Annotated in this window: 10 protein-coding genes; 6 read left to right on the top strand and 4 right to left on the bottom strand. The window is 65.2% G+C overall.

The genetic code is table 11. The annotated features are described in order from the left end of the window. Nucleotides 1–458: 458 nt before the first annotated feature. A complete protein-coding gene (locus H9627_RS07795; RefSeq protein WP_191733434.1) occupies nucleotides 459–1,634 on the bottom strand; it encodes a hypothetical protein in 1,176 nt (391 codons plus the stop codon). A 165-nt stretch (nucleotides 1,635–1,799) separates the two neighbouring features. Between H9627_RS07795 and H9627_RS07800 the strand changes: the two genes are divergently transcribed. From H9627_RS07800 to H9627_RS07825, 6 genes are all read left to right on the top strand, one after another. Further along, nucleotides 1,800–2,948 (top strand): TDT family transporter, encoded by a 1,149-nt coding sequence (locus H9627_RS07800; protein WP_318247769.1) that lies wholly within the window; start codon nucleotides 1,800–1,802, stop codon nucleotides 2,946–2,948. A gap of 136 nt (nucleotides 2,949–3,084) precedes the next feature. Continuing rightward, nucleotides 3,085–3,849: a tRNA (guanosine(46)-N7)-methyltransferase TrmB gene (gene trmB / locus H9627_RS07805; protein WP_191733436.1), complete on the top strand. Its 765-nt coding sequence runs from the start codon at nucleotides 3,085–3,087 to the stop codon at nucleotides 3,847–3,849. Next, on the top strand, nucleotides 3,849–4,535 hold the full coding sequence (locus H9627_RS07810) for an NYN domain-containing protein (protein ID WP_191733437.1): 687 nt from the start codon (nucleotides 3,849–3,851) through the stop codon (nucleotides 4,533–4,535). The genes trmB and H9627_RS07810 overlap by 1 nt, the downstream gene beginning before the upstream one ends. Nucleotides 4,536–4,541: 6 nt before the next feature. Beyond that, nucleotides 4,542–6,866, top strand: coding sequence for an MMPL family transporter (locus tag H9627_RS07815; protein ID WP_191733438.1), 2,325 nt, complete (start codon nucleotides 4,542–4,544; stop codon nucleotides 6,864–6,866). 16 nt (nucleotides 6,867–6,882) lie between these two features. Further along, on the top strand, nucleotides 6,883–8,013 hold the full coding sequence (locus tag H9627_RS07820; RefSeq protein ID WP_191733478.1) for a lysylphosphatidylglycerol synthase transmembrane domain-containing protein: 1,131 nt from the start codon (nucleotides 6,883–6,885) through the stop codon (nucleotides 8,011–8,013). 13 nt (nucleotides 8,014–8,026) lie between these two features. Then, nucleotides 8,027–8,392: a DUF3054 domain-containing protein gene (locus H9627_RS07825; protein WP_191733439.1), complete on the top strand. Its 366-nt coding sequence runs from the start codon at nucleotides 8,027–8,029 to the stop codon at nucleotides 8,390–8,392. Between the two features lie 401 nt (nucleotides 8,393–8,793). Here the strand turns inward: H9627_RS07825 and H9627_RS07830 are convergent, their stop codons facing one another. The 3 genes from H9627_RS07830 to H9627_RS07840 all read right to left on the bottom strand — a co-directional run bounded on the left by H9627_RS07830 (nucleotide 8,794) and on the right by H9627_RS07840 (nucleotide 17,520). Further along, nucleotides 8,794–10,347 carry an acyl-CoA carboxylase subunit beta gene (locus H9627_RS07830; protein ID WP_191733440.1) on the bottom strand — a complete coding sequence of 518 codons (1,554 nt, stop codon included), beginning with the start codon at nucleotides 10,345–10,347 and terminating at the stop codon, nucleotides 8,794–8,796. 17 nt (nucleotides 10,348–10,364) lie between these two features. Next, a complete protein-coding gene (gene pks13, locus H9627_RS07835) occupies nucleotides 10,365–15,329 on the bottom strand; it encodes a polyketide synthase Pks13 (protein ID WP_191733441.1) in 4,965 nt (1,654 codons plus the stop codon). A gap of 337 nt (nucleotides 15,330–15,666) precedes the next feature. Continuing rightward, entirely contained in the window at nucleotides 15,667–17,520 is a 1,854-nt protein-coding gene (locus tag H9627_RS07840; RefSeq protein ID WP_191733442.1) for a FadD32-like long-chain-fatty-acid--AMP ligase, read from the bottom strand. Between the last annotated feature and the right edge of the window lie 108 nt (nucleotides 17,521–17,628).

A 17,628-nucleotide genomic window follows, 5' to 3' on the forward strand; every position in this document is an offset into this window, starting at 1 on the left:
GCCTGGGAACAGGATAATAACTTTAATGAGACTCGGGCCACATTTGTCATGACCAGTGCCGTTATCCCCTATCAATGCATATCCACCCACTATTCATATGATCATTTGATGTCATTCCTCGCCCCCGGACAGGGGTATCTTCGGACTCTAGCCCCCACGAAGTTGATGGGTTGACGGGACTATCGGTAGGTAATCCCCAGTCAGCGGGCGTGGATTGACGCGACCACACCTCATACCCGCCCGCGTAATCGTGCGCAGTCACATGATCAACCACCCCATCACCGTCCAGGTCGGCGTAGATGGTCAATCCCGCACCATGCGGGTGGGTTACGCTCTCCTGTCCCGGCACCCCGATCTCCACCAGTTCCCCGTCGACCTCCAGCGCCAATCCACCCGGGACCCCGGTCACCGCCGAGAGGAACTCTCTGACACCAAACCACCACATCTCCACCTGCCGCTCACCTCCCCCGTCCTGCCCGGTGGACCTGTCCCCGCAGCCAGTGCACCGGCCCTCTGCCGGTGCCGGCACGCGCACTGGTTGTATCCAGCTCCAGGGCACGGGGCACTGAGTCCCACCACCTGGCCACCACCCGTCGACGCCGCTGCACGAGGTAGAGGATCAACACCACAGCCCCCAGGGGGAGGGCATCGGGCCGGAGGATGCACATCCCGAGCACCCACCCGGAACCGGTGGCCAGATCCACGGCTGTCAGGACCGGTTCAGCCGGCAGCACGTACCCGTGGCGTGTGGCCCACTCCCGCATGCCCCGGCGATCACCGGCCAGACGCATGTCCAGCACCTGTCGGTGGCGTTCCCGGTGCCACTGGCGTTCCATCCTCTCCACGGCCTGCACCCACCGGACGTCGGGGACAGGCGGCACGTCCCACCCGGCGGGGTGGCGCGCCACCCGACGCACGGTGTCCACCAGGTCCCACCCGGCGGGGACCGCCTGCGGGCACACCCCGTCGGGCAGAGGTGACAGGGTCACCAGTCTCCCCACGCGACGCCAGGCATCCTGGATGGTCGGGGCGTCGACAAGCAGGAAACCCCGCCCACCCGGCACCGCGACCACCACGTCCGCGTCCGCCGAGGCCACCACCTCCACATGCGCGGCCAGCACGGCGCGGACCTCCGCCACCCGGTCCACGTCCGGACCGATCACCACCACCCGGGGCGCACCCGTACCCTGCGGGACCACCGGATCAGGCACCAGCCCGGACAACTCCGGGAACCGCACCGACAGGGCGTGGAGTTCGCAGGTCAGGAGCTTTTCCCGGATGCGCAGCAGCTCCGGAACCCCAATCGTGTAATTCTCCGCCTGTTCCTTATCTTCTATGTGTATGAATTCCTGGGGCCCGGCGCGCATACGGGAACGCATCCGGCCGGGCACCTCACCGGCATGGATGAGCAGGACCACATCGGTTCCGGATCCCACCGCGGGCCAGTGGGTGTGCACCATCCTCGCCCCGGGCACTATCACCCGGACAGGCGCATCCACCGTGCACACCCCGATGCGGGGAGGCCCGGTCAATTCATTCAGCACCTCCCGCACGGCCATTCCGGCCGCGTCACCGAAGGCGCGCCCCTCGGCCCATGCCGCGGCCGCCCGGAAGTTCTCAGGCACATCAACCATGGTCTTTCCCCCAACGGCTCCGATCACACCCCGGATCCGACACCATCACACCGCACTTTCCCGGCCTGCGCAACGGCTGCCGTCACCTGGTTCGGCGACAGCGCCTCATCGTAACCGGATGCACCGCTATTACCGCCCGCTATGCATGGCCCCTAATCTGTGGGGGTGTCCACTCCGTCGTCCCGCATCTCCGCCCTGCCCTCCTCCCTGGTGTCCACGCTGCATTCCCTCGGTGTGCCCGGTTATGTGAAAAACCGCCGCCGGTACACCGCGGTGCTGCCCCCGGCGGGTCCGGCGTGGGCGGGTTCCCTCATGGGCACGGCACTGACGGCGGCACTGCTGGAGCTCCACGGGTTCGTGGCGGGTGCGCGGGCGATGTTGCTGATCGCGGGGGTGGTCACTGCCATCATCACCATCGGGTGGTTGGTGTACCGCTCCCCGAAGTTCACTCCCGTGGTCATGCCCGCCTGGGCGATGGTCTCCCTCGGGGTGGTGTCTCTGGGGTCGGCCTCCTCGACGATCCTGGTCGGTTCCCTCGGGGATGCGGTGTGGTGGTTCCACTTCTGGTGCTGCGTGATCGGCGGGGCGCTCGGCCTGGTCACCTGCGTGGTGTACCTGCGCCAGCTGATCACCGGGCGGGCTGGTACACCCACCTTCTCCTGGGGATTACCGCTGGTCACACCGATGGTGACCGCAACCGCGGGGATGCGGTTCCACGACTGGTTGGCAAGCACCGGGGCAGACGGTGCACACGGGGTATGGACCACCCTCATCCTGCTGCTGTCCATGGGCGCCTTCCTCCTGACCCTGCTGACCGCCCCGGTGGTGTTCACCCGCGTCTACGCCTACTATCTCGGCCCCCGTTCCCGGCGCGCCAGCCAGCACCGTCTGGAGCCAATGGCGGCGCCGACGATCTGGATCCCACTCGGCATCGTGGGGCAGTCGATGGCGTGTGCCCAGTTGTTCGGGGCCGCCACCGGATGGGTGCGCACCGGGGTCGTCTACGGATTCATCATGTGCGTGGTGGCCATCCCGGTTGTCCTGACCGCGGTGGTGGTCCATTACCAGGCCGCGTTGCGCGGGATCAGTTACAGCCCGACCTGGTGGGCGAGCACCTTCCCCGTGGGCGCACTCTGCCTGGGCGTGCACTGGCTCTCCGACTCCAGTGGCCTGGCCTGGTTGGACCAGATCAGCGTGTTCCTGCTGGTCATTCTGCTATTTCACGCCGGGGTGGCCACCCTCGGCGGTACGATGGCCATCATTGCCAGGATGGTCCGCAGGGTGCACGCGGTTGCCAGTGGTCGCCGTCGGTGATGCTTGTCGACGTCTCCCCGCTTCCCTCCCCCACACCCACCGTGGTCCTGCCCTGGCCTGTCCTGGCCTGTCCCCCTGTTCAACAGCACAGGTGGCAGATTGAAGTTTCTCCGCTGAACAGGAAAAATGATCACCGATGTCTATTTCTGATAATTCCCGAGAAGAACTGGGTGAACTGCCGGCCGGCCGTCCCCTCCAATCCGAATTCAACGACGACCTTGATTACCCGCGTCTGGGCAGTGTCACCTTCCGCCGTGGCACCCTGACCGAGAACCAGCAGACCATGTGGAATGAGAAGTGGCCTGAACTGGGCCGTCTCCTCGAAGACGAGCTCATCGACATCGATGCCTGGTTCGGCCGCGCCGGCGCGAAAACCATCGTGGAGATCGGTTCCGGCACCGGAACCTCCACCGCCGCGATGGCCCCGCTGGAGGCTGACACCAACATCATCGCCGTCGAGCTGTACAAGCCCGGCCTAGCCAAGCTCATGGGGTCTGTGGTGCGCGGTGGCATCGACAACATCCGCATGGTGCGCGGTGACGGCATCGAGGTGCTCAACCGCATGTTCGCCGACGAGTCCCTCGACGGTGTGCGCATCTTCTTCCCCGACCCCTGGCCCAAGGCGCGCCACAACAAGCGCCGCATCATCCAGTCCGGTCCGCTCAACCTCATTGCCCGCAAGCTCAAACCGGGCGGTGTGCTGCATGTGGCCACCGATCACGCCGACTACGCCGAGTGGATCGATGAACTCGTCGAGGTGGAGCCTCTGCTGGAGTACAAGGGTTGGCCGTGGCCGGAGTGCCCGCAGCTTACCGACCGTCAGGTGATCACCAAATTCGAGGGCAAGGGCCTGGACAAGGATCACACCATCAACGAGTACCTGTGGCAGAAGAGGCAATAATGGCTGACGTACACGACACCGTCCACAGTTACGCCCCCACCGACCAGTCCGGCCCGGAGAACCTCCTCCTGGTCTGGGATGCACCCAATCTGGACATGGGGCTGGGTGCGATCCTGGGTGGTCGCCCCACCGCGGCGTACCGTCCGCGTTTCGACGCCATCGGCCGCTGGCTGCTGGCCCGCGCCGACAGCCTCGCCTACGACCTGGGTCGTCGCATCGAGCCAGAGGCCACCGTGTTCACCAACATCGCACCGGGTGGTGCCGATGTGGTGCGCCCCTGGGTTGAGGCCCTGCGCAATGTCGGTTTCGCGGTGTTCGCCAAGCCGAAGCTCACTGATGATTCCGATGTGGATGAGGATATGCTCGCCCACATCCGCCGTCGCTTCGAGGAGGGTGTGCTCTGCGGTGTGGTTGTCGCCAGCGCCGATGGGCAGAACTTCCGCGAGCTCCTCGAGGAACTCGCCGGTGACGGCATCCCCGCCACCGTCATCGGCTTCCACGAACACGCCTCCTGGGCCGTGGCCCACGAGGCGATCGAATTCGTGGACCTTGAGGAGATCGCCGGTGTCTTCCGCGAACCGCTCCCACGTGTCAGCCTCGACAACCTGCCGGATGGCGGTGCATGGCTGCAGCCGTTCAGGCCACTGACCGCCCTTCTGTCCAACCGCAACCAGTCCCAGGAGTAACCACCCGTGTTCTCGAGATGGGGTCACTTCGCCTACAACCACAGGCGTATCATTCCGCTGATCATTGTCGTTGCCATCCTGGCCCTCTACGTCGGGTTCGGCACCAAACTGGGTGAGCGGATGAGCCAGGAGGGCTGGGATGATCCCGGTTCCTCCTCCACCGCCGCCGCGCAGATCGAGATGGAGACCTTCGGCCGGGACAACAACGGCGATGTGGTCCTGCTGTTCACGGCACCGGAGGGCACCTCATTCGACGACCCGGCGGTGTTCTCCGCCGTCTCCGATCACCTGACCGGCCTGCGGGAGGGTAACCCGGACGAGCTCAGCCACATCAACAGCTACTTCGACACCCGCAATCCCTCCCTGCTCAGCGACGATGGCACGCAGGCCTTCGCCGCCCTCGGGCTGGAGGGCGACGGTGAGCAGACCCTCAAGGATTTCCGTGCCATTGAGGATCAGCTCGTGCCGGAGTCGCTGCCGGGTGGTGTGACCACGCAGGTCGCCGGTGCGACCGCCGTGGCCGACGCGCTTGACGACGGCATGGCCGGCGACATCCTCCGCGCCGAGGTCTACGCCCTGCCCGCCGTGGCGATCCTGCTGCTGTTCGTCTTCGGCTCCGTGGTGGCCGCCGGCATGCCCCTGATCGTCGGTGTGCTCTCCATCCTGGGTTCCCTCGGTGTGCTGTCCATCCTGGCAAGCGTCACCCAGGTCAACGTCTTCGCCCAGTCCGTGGTCACCCTCCTGGGTCTGGGCCTGGCCATCGATTACGGCCTGTTCATGGTCTCGCGTTTCCGCGAGGAGATGGACAAGGGCTCCCCCGTCCCCCAGGCCGTGGCCACCACCACGGCCACAGCAGGTAAGACGGTGGTGTTCTCCGCCGCCATGGTCGCGGTGGCCCTGTCGGGTCTGTTCGTGTTCCCCCAGGCCTTCCTGAAATCCGTGGCCTTCGGTGCCATCTCCGCGGTGGGTCTGGCTGCACTGATGTCGGTGGTGGTCCTGCCGTCGATCTTCGGCATGCTGGGCACCAACATCGACAAGTGGAGTCTGCGCCGTACCTCGCGCACCGCGCGACGCCTGGAGGACACCATCTGGTTCAAGGTGCCGTCCTGGGCGATGAGGAACGCCAAGCTGGTCACCGCGGCCATCGTGCTGGTGCTCATCGGCCTGACCGTGCCCCTGGTCGGGGTGAAATTCGGCGGCATCAACGAAACCTACCTGCCACCCACCAATGACACCCGCGTGGCGCAGGAGGATTTCGACGACTCCTTCGCCACCTTCCGCACCGAGCCGGTGAAGCTGGTGGTCACCAACGCCGACAACAACCAACTCATCGATATCTATGTCCAGGCCAATGAGGTCGAGGGGCTCACCGACCGGTTCAGTGCGGGTGCCACCACCGACGGCACCACGGTGCTCTCGGCCGGCATCATCGACCGGTCCATGAATGAGTCGGTCATCGACCAGCTGCGGGCCATCGACGTGCCCGAGGGCGTCGAGGTCTACATCGGCGGCACCCCCGCCATGGAGATCGAATCCATCGAGGCCCTCTTTGAGAAACTGCCCTGGATGGCGCTCTACATCGTCGTGGCCACCTTCATCCTCATGGCCCTGGTGTTCGGCTCCCTGATCCTGCCCGCCAAGGCGATCATCATGACCGTCCTGGGCATGGGCGCCACCCTGGGCATCCTCACCCTCATGTTCGTCGACGGTGTGGGCGCGGACCTGTTCAACTTCTCCCCCGGCCCGCTGATGAGCCCGGTGCTGGTGCTGATCATGGCCATCATCTACGGACTGTCCACGGACTATGAGGTGTTCCTGGTCTCCCGGATGGTGGAGGCCCGCGACAAGGGGGCCTCCACCGATGATGCGATCCGCTACGGCACCGCCCACACCGGTTCCATCATCACCGCGGCGGCACTGATCATGATCGTGGTCTGTGGTGCCTTCGGGTTCTCCGAGATTGTGATGATGAAGTACATCGCCTTCGGCATGATCGCCGCCCTCATCCTCGATGCCACCATCATCCGCATGCTCCTCGTGCCGGCCGTCATGCATCTGCTGCGCGAGGACAACTGGTGGGCCCCCGGCTTCATCAAGAAGGCCTACGCCGTCATGGGGCACGGCTCCGACGGCCCTGAAACGACCGTACCCACCGGTCCCACCCGCCCCCTCGACGAGGGTGAGGAGGTCACCATCCACGAGGCCGTACCCGCCGAGGAGACCGTCGCCTCCCGCAGCGGACGCAGCACCGCCGAGGATGGGGAACTGGTGCCCTTCGCCGAACTGATGTCCCGCCTGGAGAACAAACGCAGCTCCGGTGACCGCAGCTAGGCCGGGGCCGGTGACCGTGCGCAGAGTCCTCAGCAACCCCTGGGTCAGGTGGATCCTGTCCCTGGTGATCCTGGGCGCGATCCTCTTCTTCCTCCGGGATCACCTCGACTTCCTGCGCAGGGGGATCGGGGAGATCCGGCACGCCGACCCGTTCGGCGTGGGACTCGCCCTGCTTCTGCTCATCGCCTCGTTCGTGGCCATGGCCGAGGTGATGGGCATCCTCCTGCGGGCCGGGGGTGTCCGGCCACCGCGCACCGCCACCACCGCACTGACCTTTGCCTCCAACTCCTGGTCCGCCACCTTCCCCGGTGGGCCGGCCCTGTCGGCGATCCTCACCTTCCAGGTGCAGCGCACCTGGGGTGCCAGTGTGATCCTGTGCTCCTGGTTCTTCGTGCTCTCCAGCGCACTGTCCACCATGTGGTTGGTGGCCCTGGGGGTGTCGGCGGTGTTCTTCATGGGGGCCACACTCAACCTGTGGTCCCTGCTGGCCAGTTTCGTGCTCATGGTGGGCCTGTCGGGCCTGGTGTACTGGGGGGCCAACCACCCCGACCGGATAGAGAGCCTCGGTCGGGCCGTGCTGCACCGGAGCAACCGGGTGTTGCGCAGGCCGGTGGAAACGGGCGTCGACAAGCTCGTTGGCCACATCAGCCAGCTGCGCACCGTGACGCTCAGCGCCGGGAACTTCGCCAAGGCCGCCACGTGGTCACTGTTCAACCGGCTTTTCGACGCCGCATCCCTCTGGCTCTGCGTCTGGGCCGTCACCGGGGAACTGCCCTGGATCGAGGCGAGCCCGGACAACACCTCCCTCGCCGGGGTGGTGCTGGCGTACACCACCGCGAAGATCGTCGGTTCCATCCAGGCGACCCCCGGTGGTGTCGGCCCCGTGGAGGCCGCCTACATCGCCACCCTCGTGGCCACCGGAATGACCGCCGTGAACGCCGCGGGAGCCGTCATCATCTACCGGCTGCTGTCCTTCATCCTCATGTCGTTGATCGGATGGGTCATCTATTTTATGTATTTCACCCCCCGGGGACTGCGCGCCAACCGTGCCGTGGAAAGTGAATCAATCAAACGGGATAGCATGGAAACAGACCCACCCGGCGCGCACCGGTCCGCCTCCGATGCCGCCCATGACCCCAGCCCCTGAGAGGTAATTTCACGTGAACCGTTGGTTAGCCCTGCTCCTGGATGCGATCGCCATCGGACTCTTCGCACTGTTCGCCCGCATCGCCCACCAGAGCGAGGAGATGCCCCTCAACCCCGCCGGCTGGTTCAACACCATGCTCCCCTTCCTCGCCGGTGTGTTCCTCGCCTACCTGGTGGTCATCCTGCCGCTGAGGGCGCACGCGGAGTTCATCCGGCCGGCGGGGCTGTCCGTCTGGATTTTCGCCGTGGTCATCGGCCTGGTCTTCTGGGGCATCACCAATGGCGAGGTCCCCCACTGGTCGTTCATGATCGTGGCCACCACCGCCTCCGCGATCCTGGTCCTGGGCTGGCGTGCCCTGCACCGTGTGATCCGTAAATAGGCGGACCAGGGCAGCAGAAGCACCAAGAGTCCCCTTTACCCCCTCACAGCCCGCTCCATAAGCGGATTGAGGGGATAAAGGGGACTCTCTTCTCGTCGGGGGTCTGTTAGCTGAACAGGCCCTGGATGTAGGCCACGAATGTGGTCAGGATGTCGATTCCGGAAAGAACTGCCAGAATTGTCATGGTGTTTGGCCTCCTGGGGCTGTTCGTCGGATCAGCGTGTCATGTTTCCACGCTCATCTAAATGGGTAAAACGGGTGCGCCCGATGATAGTCGTAAAATCCATTACGTGTTGCCGGGGCGCATCACGGGCACAGAAAAGCCGGGCGCCTCACCGTGGTGTTTCCACCATAGTGAGGCGCCCGGCCCGGATCAATCCGCTTATGGGCGGATCGCTGCACTACATCGGGTAGATCGTGTGCTTCTTCGGCAGGTCCTTGACGTCCTTGGTGGCCAGCTGGCGCACGGCCTGACGCAGCATCAGGCGGGTCTCGGCGGGCTCGATCATGGCATCGATGTAGCCGCGTTCGGCGGCGACGTAGGGGCTGGTCATGTTCTCGTCGTAGAAGTCCATGAAGACCTTCTTCATGTACGCACGCTGGGTGGGGTCCTCGATGGCCTCCAGCTGTTTGCCCTGGATCATCACCACTGCGGCTGCGGCACCCATGACGGCGATCTGTGCGGTCGGCCAGGCGAAGTTGAGGTCACCGGTGAGGTTCTTGGACCCCATGACCGCGTAGGCGCCACCGTAGGCCTTGCGGACGATCAGGGAGATCTTCGGGACGGTCGCCTCCACCACGGCGAAGGCCAGTTTGGCCCCACGGTGGATGAGTCCGGCGCGTTCCTGTTCCACACCGGGCAGGTAACCCGGGGTGTCCACGACGAAGATGACGGGGATGTTGTAGGCATCGCAGATGCGGATGAACCGGGCACCCTTGTCGGCGGCATCGGCATCGATGCAGCCGGCCTTCTCGATCGGCTGGTTGGCCACCACACCCACACTGCGGCCGTCAATGCGGGCGAAGGCGGTGATGAGGTTGGGGGCGAACTCGGCCTGGATCTCCAGCAGGTCCGGGTCGTCGAAGAACTTCGACAGCAGGTCATGCATGTCGTAGCCCTGGTTGGTGTCATCCGGCATGAAGGTGTTGAGGGACTCGTCGTGGGCGACTTCCTCATCGGTGGGTGCCGCGTAGACCGGGGCCGGGTCATCGCAGGTCAGGGGCAGGTAGTCGAGGAGGTCCTTAACCATGTTGAAGGCCTCGGTCTCATCCTGGGCGATGTAGGAGACGTTGCCGTTCTGCATCTGCTGGCTGGCGCCACCCAGGTCGGCGGAGGTGATCACCTCACCGGTGACCTCCTTGATCACCGCGGGACCGGTGACGTACATCTCGGTCTCGCCCTCAACGGCGATGACGAAGTCCGTGGTCACCGGTGCGTACACCGCGCCACCGGCGGATTTGCCCAGCATGATCGAGATCTGCGGGCTGCGGCCGGACAGCGGCAGCTGACGACGGGCGATCTCGGAGTACATGGCCAGGGAGGTCACCGCATCCTGGATGCGGGCACCACCGGAGTCCTGGATACCGATGACCGGGCATCCGATGCGGATGGCCATGTCCATGACCTCGCTGACCTTGCGGCCGAAGGTCTGGCCCACGGAGCCGCCGTAGACGGTCTTGTCGTGGGCGTAGACGGCGACCGGGCGGCCCTCGATGCGGCCGTAACCGGTGACCACACCGTCGGAATAGGGTGCGTCCGGTTCGTCGGGAGTACGACCCAGTGCGCCGATCTCCACGAAGGAACCGGCATCAAGAAGCGCGTTGATGCGCTGTCGGGGGGTGGAACGACCCTCCTCGTCGCGCTTCTTCCGGGCGCGTTCGCTTCCCGGATCCTCGGCCTTGTCCAACCGGGCGCGAAGGTCCGCAAGCTTCTCTGCAGTGGTGGTGTTACTCAACTTCCGTCAGCTCTCCGTCAATTCTTCTTCCGGGAAATCTCTTCGATCCGGCGACTCATGTGAGCACCGACCTTACCGATCACCGGCTCATCGACGATGGCCAGATGATCGCCACTGAGCTGGATGACCTCCAGATCCTCAACGATAACCGACCAGCCACCATCAGGATCAATATGGGCATAGTTGGGTTCGAGCTCAATGGCTCCATCATGCATGCGTTCCGCACGGAACAACAGCACCGGCACATCGACCTCTGCCCAGCGGGAGAAGTCCAGCTTGTCCAGGATGCGGTTGTCCACGAAGGAGGCACGCTGATGTTCCAGGACACCGGCGGACAGTCCGTGCTCGGAGGCGTCGGTGGTGGACAGGAACTCACCCAGCATGTTCAGCAGGCCGTCCTCCCCTGCCATGTCAAGGAGTTCATAGGGCACGTCGAACTCCAGGCCGTAGGTGTTCCGGGCGAAGTTGGAGTACCGCTCCCACCGGGCGCGGGTCTCCTCCGGGGTGTCCGGGATCGGCTCGGAGGGGCGAACGGTGTCCAGCAGCGCGATGGTGGCCACCTCGACATCGGTGTTCTGCAGCTTATGGGCGACCTCGAAGGCGAGTGCACCACCGAAGCTCCAGCCACCGAGAACCACGGGCAGCCCGTCGGAGTACTTCACGATGTCCTCGATGTACTGCGAGCTGCGCTCCTCGAGGCTGCCCTCAAGGCGCTCCACACCGTAGACCGGGACGTCCGCGGGCAGGCGGCGCATCAGCGGCTGGTAGACCACGGAGGAGCCACCGGCCGGGTGGAACATGAACACGGCGGGCTTGGTGGACCCCTCCTCGCGGGCGCGCAGCACACGGATATTGCCCTCGACCTCGGTCTCCAGGCCCTCACGGACCATGTCGGACAGTGGTTCCAGGGTTTCTGCGGCCAGCACCTGCTCGGTGGTGATCTCCACGCCGGAGCGGTCGGTGAGGCGTTCGGCGATCCGGGTGGCGGTGTCCACGTCGATCTCCGGCAGTTCACTGGTGATGCCGGCGGCGGCCTTGCCGGTCAGACCGGCCCAGGTGCCGAACACCATGCGCTCGGAGGCATCACGCGGGGCGACACCCACGCCGGTGGCACCGGCCTTGGGCGCAGCATCGGAGGTGGCGGGGGCCGCGGTCACCTGGGCGGACACACCCAGCGCACCGGCCGGGTCGGCCAGTGCCGCGGGTGCCTCGGAGACCTCGGTGGCGGCGTCGGAGGCCACCTCACCGGCAACATCGGTGGTGGTCACCGCGCCGATCGGGCCGTCGGTGAGCACCGTGGGGGTGGGCTCGCCGGTGGCTGCACTGTCAGCGTCACCGTTGGTACGGCCGGCCACCAGCTCCTCGACGAGGGTGACGGCGTCGGCGACGGAGGCGTCGCGAAGCACCTGCACCTGCAGCGGCGGGATCTGGAAGTCGTTCTCGATGCGGTTCTTGATGCGCATGCCCATCAGCGAGTCCAGGCCGAGGTCGATGAGTGGCAGCTCGCGCGGCAGGTCATCGACGTCGTAGCCCATCGCCTCGGAGACGATGGCGCGCATACGCTCCTCCACCGTCTCGGTAGCGGGATCCCAGCGCACGGCCTCGAAATCCAGGGGGAGGTCGGACAGCTGCGCCGGTGGTTCCGGCAGCTCCGACTCGATCGGTTCGGAGGTGACACCGAAGCCCGGGGCGGCGGCGAAACCCTCGGCGACCAGGGTGGTGGTGCCCCCGGTGACCTTGTACACCGACAGGCCCAAACCACCGAGGTTGCGGGCGACCACCGTGGTGATCTCACCGCTCGGGGGCAGCATGTCGCGCTCGTCGACAGCCACCAGGGAGGACCCCGGCAGCACGGCGTCGGCAGCGGTCTCCATGATCGCGATGGCGGACGGAGCCAGCTCTGCGACGGTGGTGAAGGCGACATTGTTGTTCGGCAGGGTCACGCGGGTGCCCGGCAGGTCGGCGCTGGCGCCGCTGCTCGGACGGGCGGAGGTCCAGAAACGCTGGTGCTTCCAGGTGATGGACGGCGGGTCGATGATCTCGCCCTCACCGTAGAGCTGGCCGAAGTCCACCGGGGCGCCGGCAACATACATCTTGGCCATGAGGTCGCGCAGTGACTCCGCCTCGGACACTTTGCGCTTGAGGGTGAACAGCAGCTGCGCATCGGGCTTGCCCACGGTGAATGCGGTGTTCATCATGCCCATGAGGGCGACCGGGTTCGGGGAGATCTCCACCAGGGTGTTGTGGCCCGCGGCGAAGGCTGCCTCGGTGGCGTCCTGGAAGTACACGGAGTTGCGGGTGCAGCGCAGCATGTAGTCCGCGTCGTGGACGACGCTGCCCACCGGGTAGGTCACGCCCTGATCCACGGAGCTGAACAGCGGGATCTGCAGTGGCTGTGGTTCGATACCGGCGATCTCAGCGGCGAGTTCACCCAGCAGCGGTTCGACGGCGCTGGTGTGGCCGGCGCCCTTGACGTTGAGCAGGCGGGCGAATTTGCCCTCCTTCTCCAGTTCCTCGACCAGGGCGATCACGGCCTTGCGGTCGCCACCGACGGTGGTCATACCGGGGGCGGCGTAGACGGCCGGTTCGATGTCGGGCAGCTCGGCGTGTCCGGCGTTGAACTCCTCCAGTGCCTCGGTGGACAGTTCCACCACGGCCATGGCACCCAGCTGGTCCTCGGGCAGGGACTTCTCGCCCTCGCCCATGAGGCGGGAACGGTGGCTGGCGATGAGCATGGTGTCGCGGTCGGACAGGCCACCGGCGGCGTAGGCCGCGGCGATCTCACCCATGGACATGCCCATCACGGCTGCCGGGCGGATGCCGAAACCGGCGAGCAGGTCGGTCAGCGCGATCTGGATGGCGGTGATGGTGACCTGCGCCGTCTCGGTGTCATAGGTCTGCTCATCATCCAGGACGATGTCCATGATGGACCAGCCGGACTCGAACTTGACCATCTCGTCGAGTTCCTCGATGCGTTCGCGGAACTGCGGGGACAACGAGCGGAGATCCTTGATCATCTTGCGGTGCTGGGATCCGAAACCGGAGTAGACGAACACCGGGCCGTTGGCAGCCGGGGCATCGGCGGTGGAGATACCCACGCTGACCTTGCCCTCGGCAACCTGTCGCAGGCGTTTGACGGCTTCCTCGATGCTGCTGGCGAGCACCACGGCGCGGGAGCGGCCGTGGTTGCGGCGTGCCAGGGCACGGGCGACCGGGGTGAGGTCCTCGTCGCGGCGTCCCTCCAGGAAATCTGCCAGGTCGGCTGCTGCTTGTCGACGGCGCGACGGCAGGTGGCCCGACACAGGCAGCGCGACCATGACGTCGGCGAGCTGTGCGGACCGGGGCCGGTGGCCCTCCAGGTCGGCGGTGTAGTCCTCCGGGTTGAACTCGGAGATCACCACGTGGGCGTTGGTGCCACCGAAGCCGAAACCGGACACACCGGCCAGTGCGCGGCCGCTGTACTGCGGCCATTCGCGGGGATCCTCCACAACCTCGATGCGCTCGGCGTCGAAGTCGATGTAGCGGTTGGGCCCGGCGTAGTTCACCGACGGCGGCAGCGTCTTGTTCTTCATGGCCAGGACGACCTTGATGATGCCGGCGATACCCGCGGCGGATTCGGTGTGGCCGAAGTTGGTCTTGGCCGAACCCAGCAGGGTCGGGGTGGCGCTGTCGCGGCCCTGGCCGAGCACCGCACCGAGCGCGGTGGCCTCGATCGGATCACCCAGGATGGTGCCGGTGCCGTGGGCCTCCACGTAGTCCACGGTGGTGGGATCCACGCGGGCATCCATGTAGGCGCGCTGGAGCACATCGATCTGCGCATCCGGGTTGGGGGCGGTCAGGCCGTTGGAGTGGCCGTCGGAGTTCACGGCGGACCCCTTGATCACAGCGAGGATCTCATCGCCGTCGGCAATGGCGTCGGAGACGCGCTTGAGCACGACCACACCGGCGCCGTCGGAACGCACGAAACCGTCGGCGTCATCGGAGAAGGCGTGGATCTTGCCGGTCGGGCTGATCACACCGAGTTCAGCGAAGGCGGTGGTGACAAACGGAGAGGCCAGGATGTTCACGCCACCGGCGATGGCGTGGTCGGCGTCGCCGGAGCGCAGCGCCCGCACAGCCTGGTGGACCGCCACCAGGGAGGAGGAGCAGGCAGTGTCCACGTTGATGGAAGGCCCACGGAAGTCGAAGGCGTAGTTGATGCGGTTGGCCACGATCGCGCTTGAAGTACCGGTCAGCGCATACGGGTGCGCCTCGGCGGGGTCGGCGGCGATCATCATGCCGTAATCATTGTTAGAGGAGCCGATGAACACACCAACGGACTCACCGCGCAGGGAACTGGGCGCGATGCGGGCGCTTTCCAGGGACTCCCAGGTCAACTCCAGGAGGATGCGCTGCTGCGGATCCATGTTGGCGGCCTCAAGTGGAGACAGGCCGAAGAACTCGGCGTCGAAGCTGGCGATGTCCGGGAGGTAGCCACCGACGGTGGAGAACTCCTCCATCTTCCGGGACATGACCTCATTACCGGCGTACTCGGACCAGCGGCCGATGGGCAGCTCACCGATGCCATCACGACCCTCCACGAGCAGTTTCCACATCTCGTCGGTGTTGCCGGCGCCCGGGAAACGAGCGGCCATGCCCACCACGGCGATGTCATGGTTGCCAGGCGAGGACCCGAGAGGAGTGTAGTTGAGCTCGCGCTTGACGTTGGATCGCTCCGGCTCGCCATCGATGAGCCGCTGCGCCAGACCACGGATGGTCGGGTACTCGTAGGCGATGGTGGCATCAAGGGTGATATCCAGCAGGTTCTCCAACTCACCGGAGAGGACCACGACATCACGGGATGAGAGACCGAAGGTCTCCATCGCCTTGTCATCCGACACTTCCTCGGCGGGCAGCCCGGTGGTGCGGACAACCCAGTCCCGAAGCCAGGTGCGGACCTGTTCAGCGGTCATCTTCTGATCCGACGATTGGCTCTGTCCCATATGGATGGCCTCAGCCTTTCACAACGATTGATTCTTAAACTGATGTTCTTCCATTGTCCACGGTTGCAGACCATTCTTACACTGCATGCCCCCGGTGATGTCCAACCTGCGCGGTCACGCATATCGGGGCCTGGAAAACGCTTATCCAGAACTCTATCGCCCCACGTGCCACAAATGTTTCATCCGCAGTTCATGAACCGTTTGAATCCAGAATTCAACAAAGGCTAAAGCTTAGCAAGACCTGAGCCCCCGATAGGAAATCCGGGAGCTGACCCCTTTGTTCAACAACCGCACCACCGGGGGCTCCTTTCACCTCACACCGTGACCGGAAACCGGACTACCTGCCTTCTGCGAGGTAGTTGCGCTGGTTCACCCGGCGGGCGATCTTTCCGGAGGAGGAACGTGCGATCTCATCCGGTGCGAGGATGCGGATATCCTCGGGCACCACACCATGGGCATTGCCCACCGCGGCACGGATGGCCTCGATGGCGGCGTCATCACCGGACTCGTCGGCGGTGTTGTCGCGCTCGGCCAGGATGATGAGCTTCTCCACATCATCACCCGGGATGGCGAAGGCGGCGACGGAATCGGCGCGGACCTGCGGGGAGGCCTGCTGGACGGTGTACTCGATGTCCTGAGGGTAGTGGTTGCGGCCGGCCACCACGATGAGGTCCTTGATGCGTCCGGTGATGTAGAGCTCACCGTCGACGATGACACCGAGGTCACCGGTGGCCATCCAGTAGTTGTCGTCGGCGGCACCCTCGGCGCGGGAGTTCTCCGGCAGGCGGCCCTTCAGACGGTTGCGGAAGGTCTCGGCGGTGTCCTCCTCACGGTCGAGGTAACCTGCGGCGGTGTTCTCACCGTGGGTCCAGATCTCACCGATCTGACCGTCCTCCAGCTCGGTGGCGGTCTCTGGGTCGACGATGACCAGCTGCTGCGGCCTGGCCACCTGGCCGTTGGAGATGAACGCCACGGCATTTTCATCCCCCTTCTCCACCATGACCACACGGTTCTCGGTGAGGGCCTCACGGTCGAAGTAGGAGATCAGGGGACGGTTCTCGGTCTGTGGTGTGGTCACCAGCAGGGATGCCTCAGCCAGGCCGTAGGACGGACGCAGGGACTGCGCCGGCAGGCCGTAGGGCTCGAAGGCCTCACGGAAGGCGGTCACGGCCTTCTCGGTGACCGGCTCGGAACCGATGACGATCGCATCGAGGGCGGAGAGATCCAGCTCCTCCCCCTCGGCAGGCTTGGCGTAGCGGGCGGCCAGCTCCAGGGCGAAGTTCGGGACCACGGTGTAGACGTTGTTGTCACCCTCGCGGCGGTTGAGCTGCTTGATCCAGCGGGAGGGCTGCTGGACGAAGTCACGGGGGCTCATGAACTCGTTGTCCAGTCCCAGCATGGTGACGAACGCGGCCAGGATGATGCCCATGTCGTGGTGCAGCGGAAGCCAGAACACCAGGCGCAGCGGGGTCTGGATCTTCACTGCGGAGAAGATCTGCAGCACGTTGGTGAGAATGGACCGGTTGGTCAGGACCACACCGGCCGGGGTGCGCGTGGAACCGGAGGTGTACTGCAGGAACGCGGTGAGATCGATGGGAGCGACCTGGCGCATGGCGGACAGACGCTTGCCGGCCTCGGTCATCATCGGGTTCTCATAGGAATCCGCCAGGGAATCCGGGAGGGAATCCACCGAGAGGATGCGGGGGCGTTCAGCAGCGGGCAGTGCGGAGAAGTGCTTACGCACCGCTCCGGCGGAGTGGGAGTTGGTGAGCACAACCACCGGCTCGCAGTCCGCGAAGACCGCGGTGAGGTGGTCGGCATGCCCGGGCTCGGTCGGATCGTACAGTGGTACCGGGACCACGCCTGCGTAGATGGCGCCCAGGAAGCTGAAGATGTACTCCGGGCTGTTGTTGGCCAGGATGGCGGCGCGGTCACCGATGGTGGCCACCTGCTGCAGACGTCCGGCGACCGCCTTGATGCGGGTGTTGATCTGCTCGCGGGTGTACTCCACCACCGTGCCCTCGCGGGAGTCGGTGTAGTCCCAGAAGCGCATGCGGACCTTGTCGGCACCACCCTCAGCGATATCCGCCTGGTACATGAACTCGGCCATGGCGGCGAGTGTCATATACGGCGGCAGGTTCAGTTCGCCATCCTCATCGAAGAATGAGCCGATCGCTTTATCCAGATCCATAATGTCCCTTTAACTTGTCGTTTCACTGGTCATTCAGACGCATCCCGGTGGTGGCCCGGCAGACTGACGGTCACCTTCCCCATCGCCCGGAATTGCTATTTCATTACT

This window comes from Corynebacterium gallinarum, assembly GCF_014837045.1.
Lineage (GTDB): Bacteria > Actinomycetota > Actinomycetes > Mycobacteriales > Mycobacteriaceae > Corynebacterium > Corynebacterium gallinarum.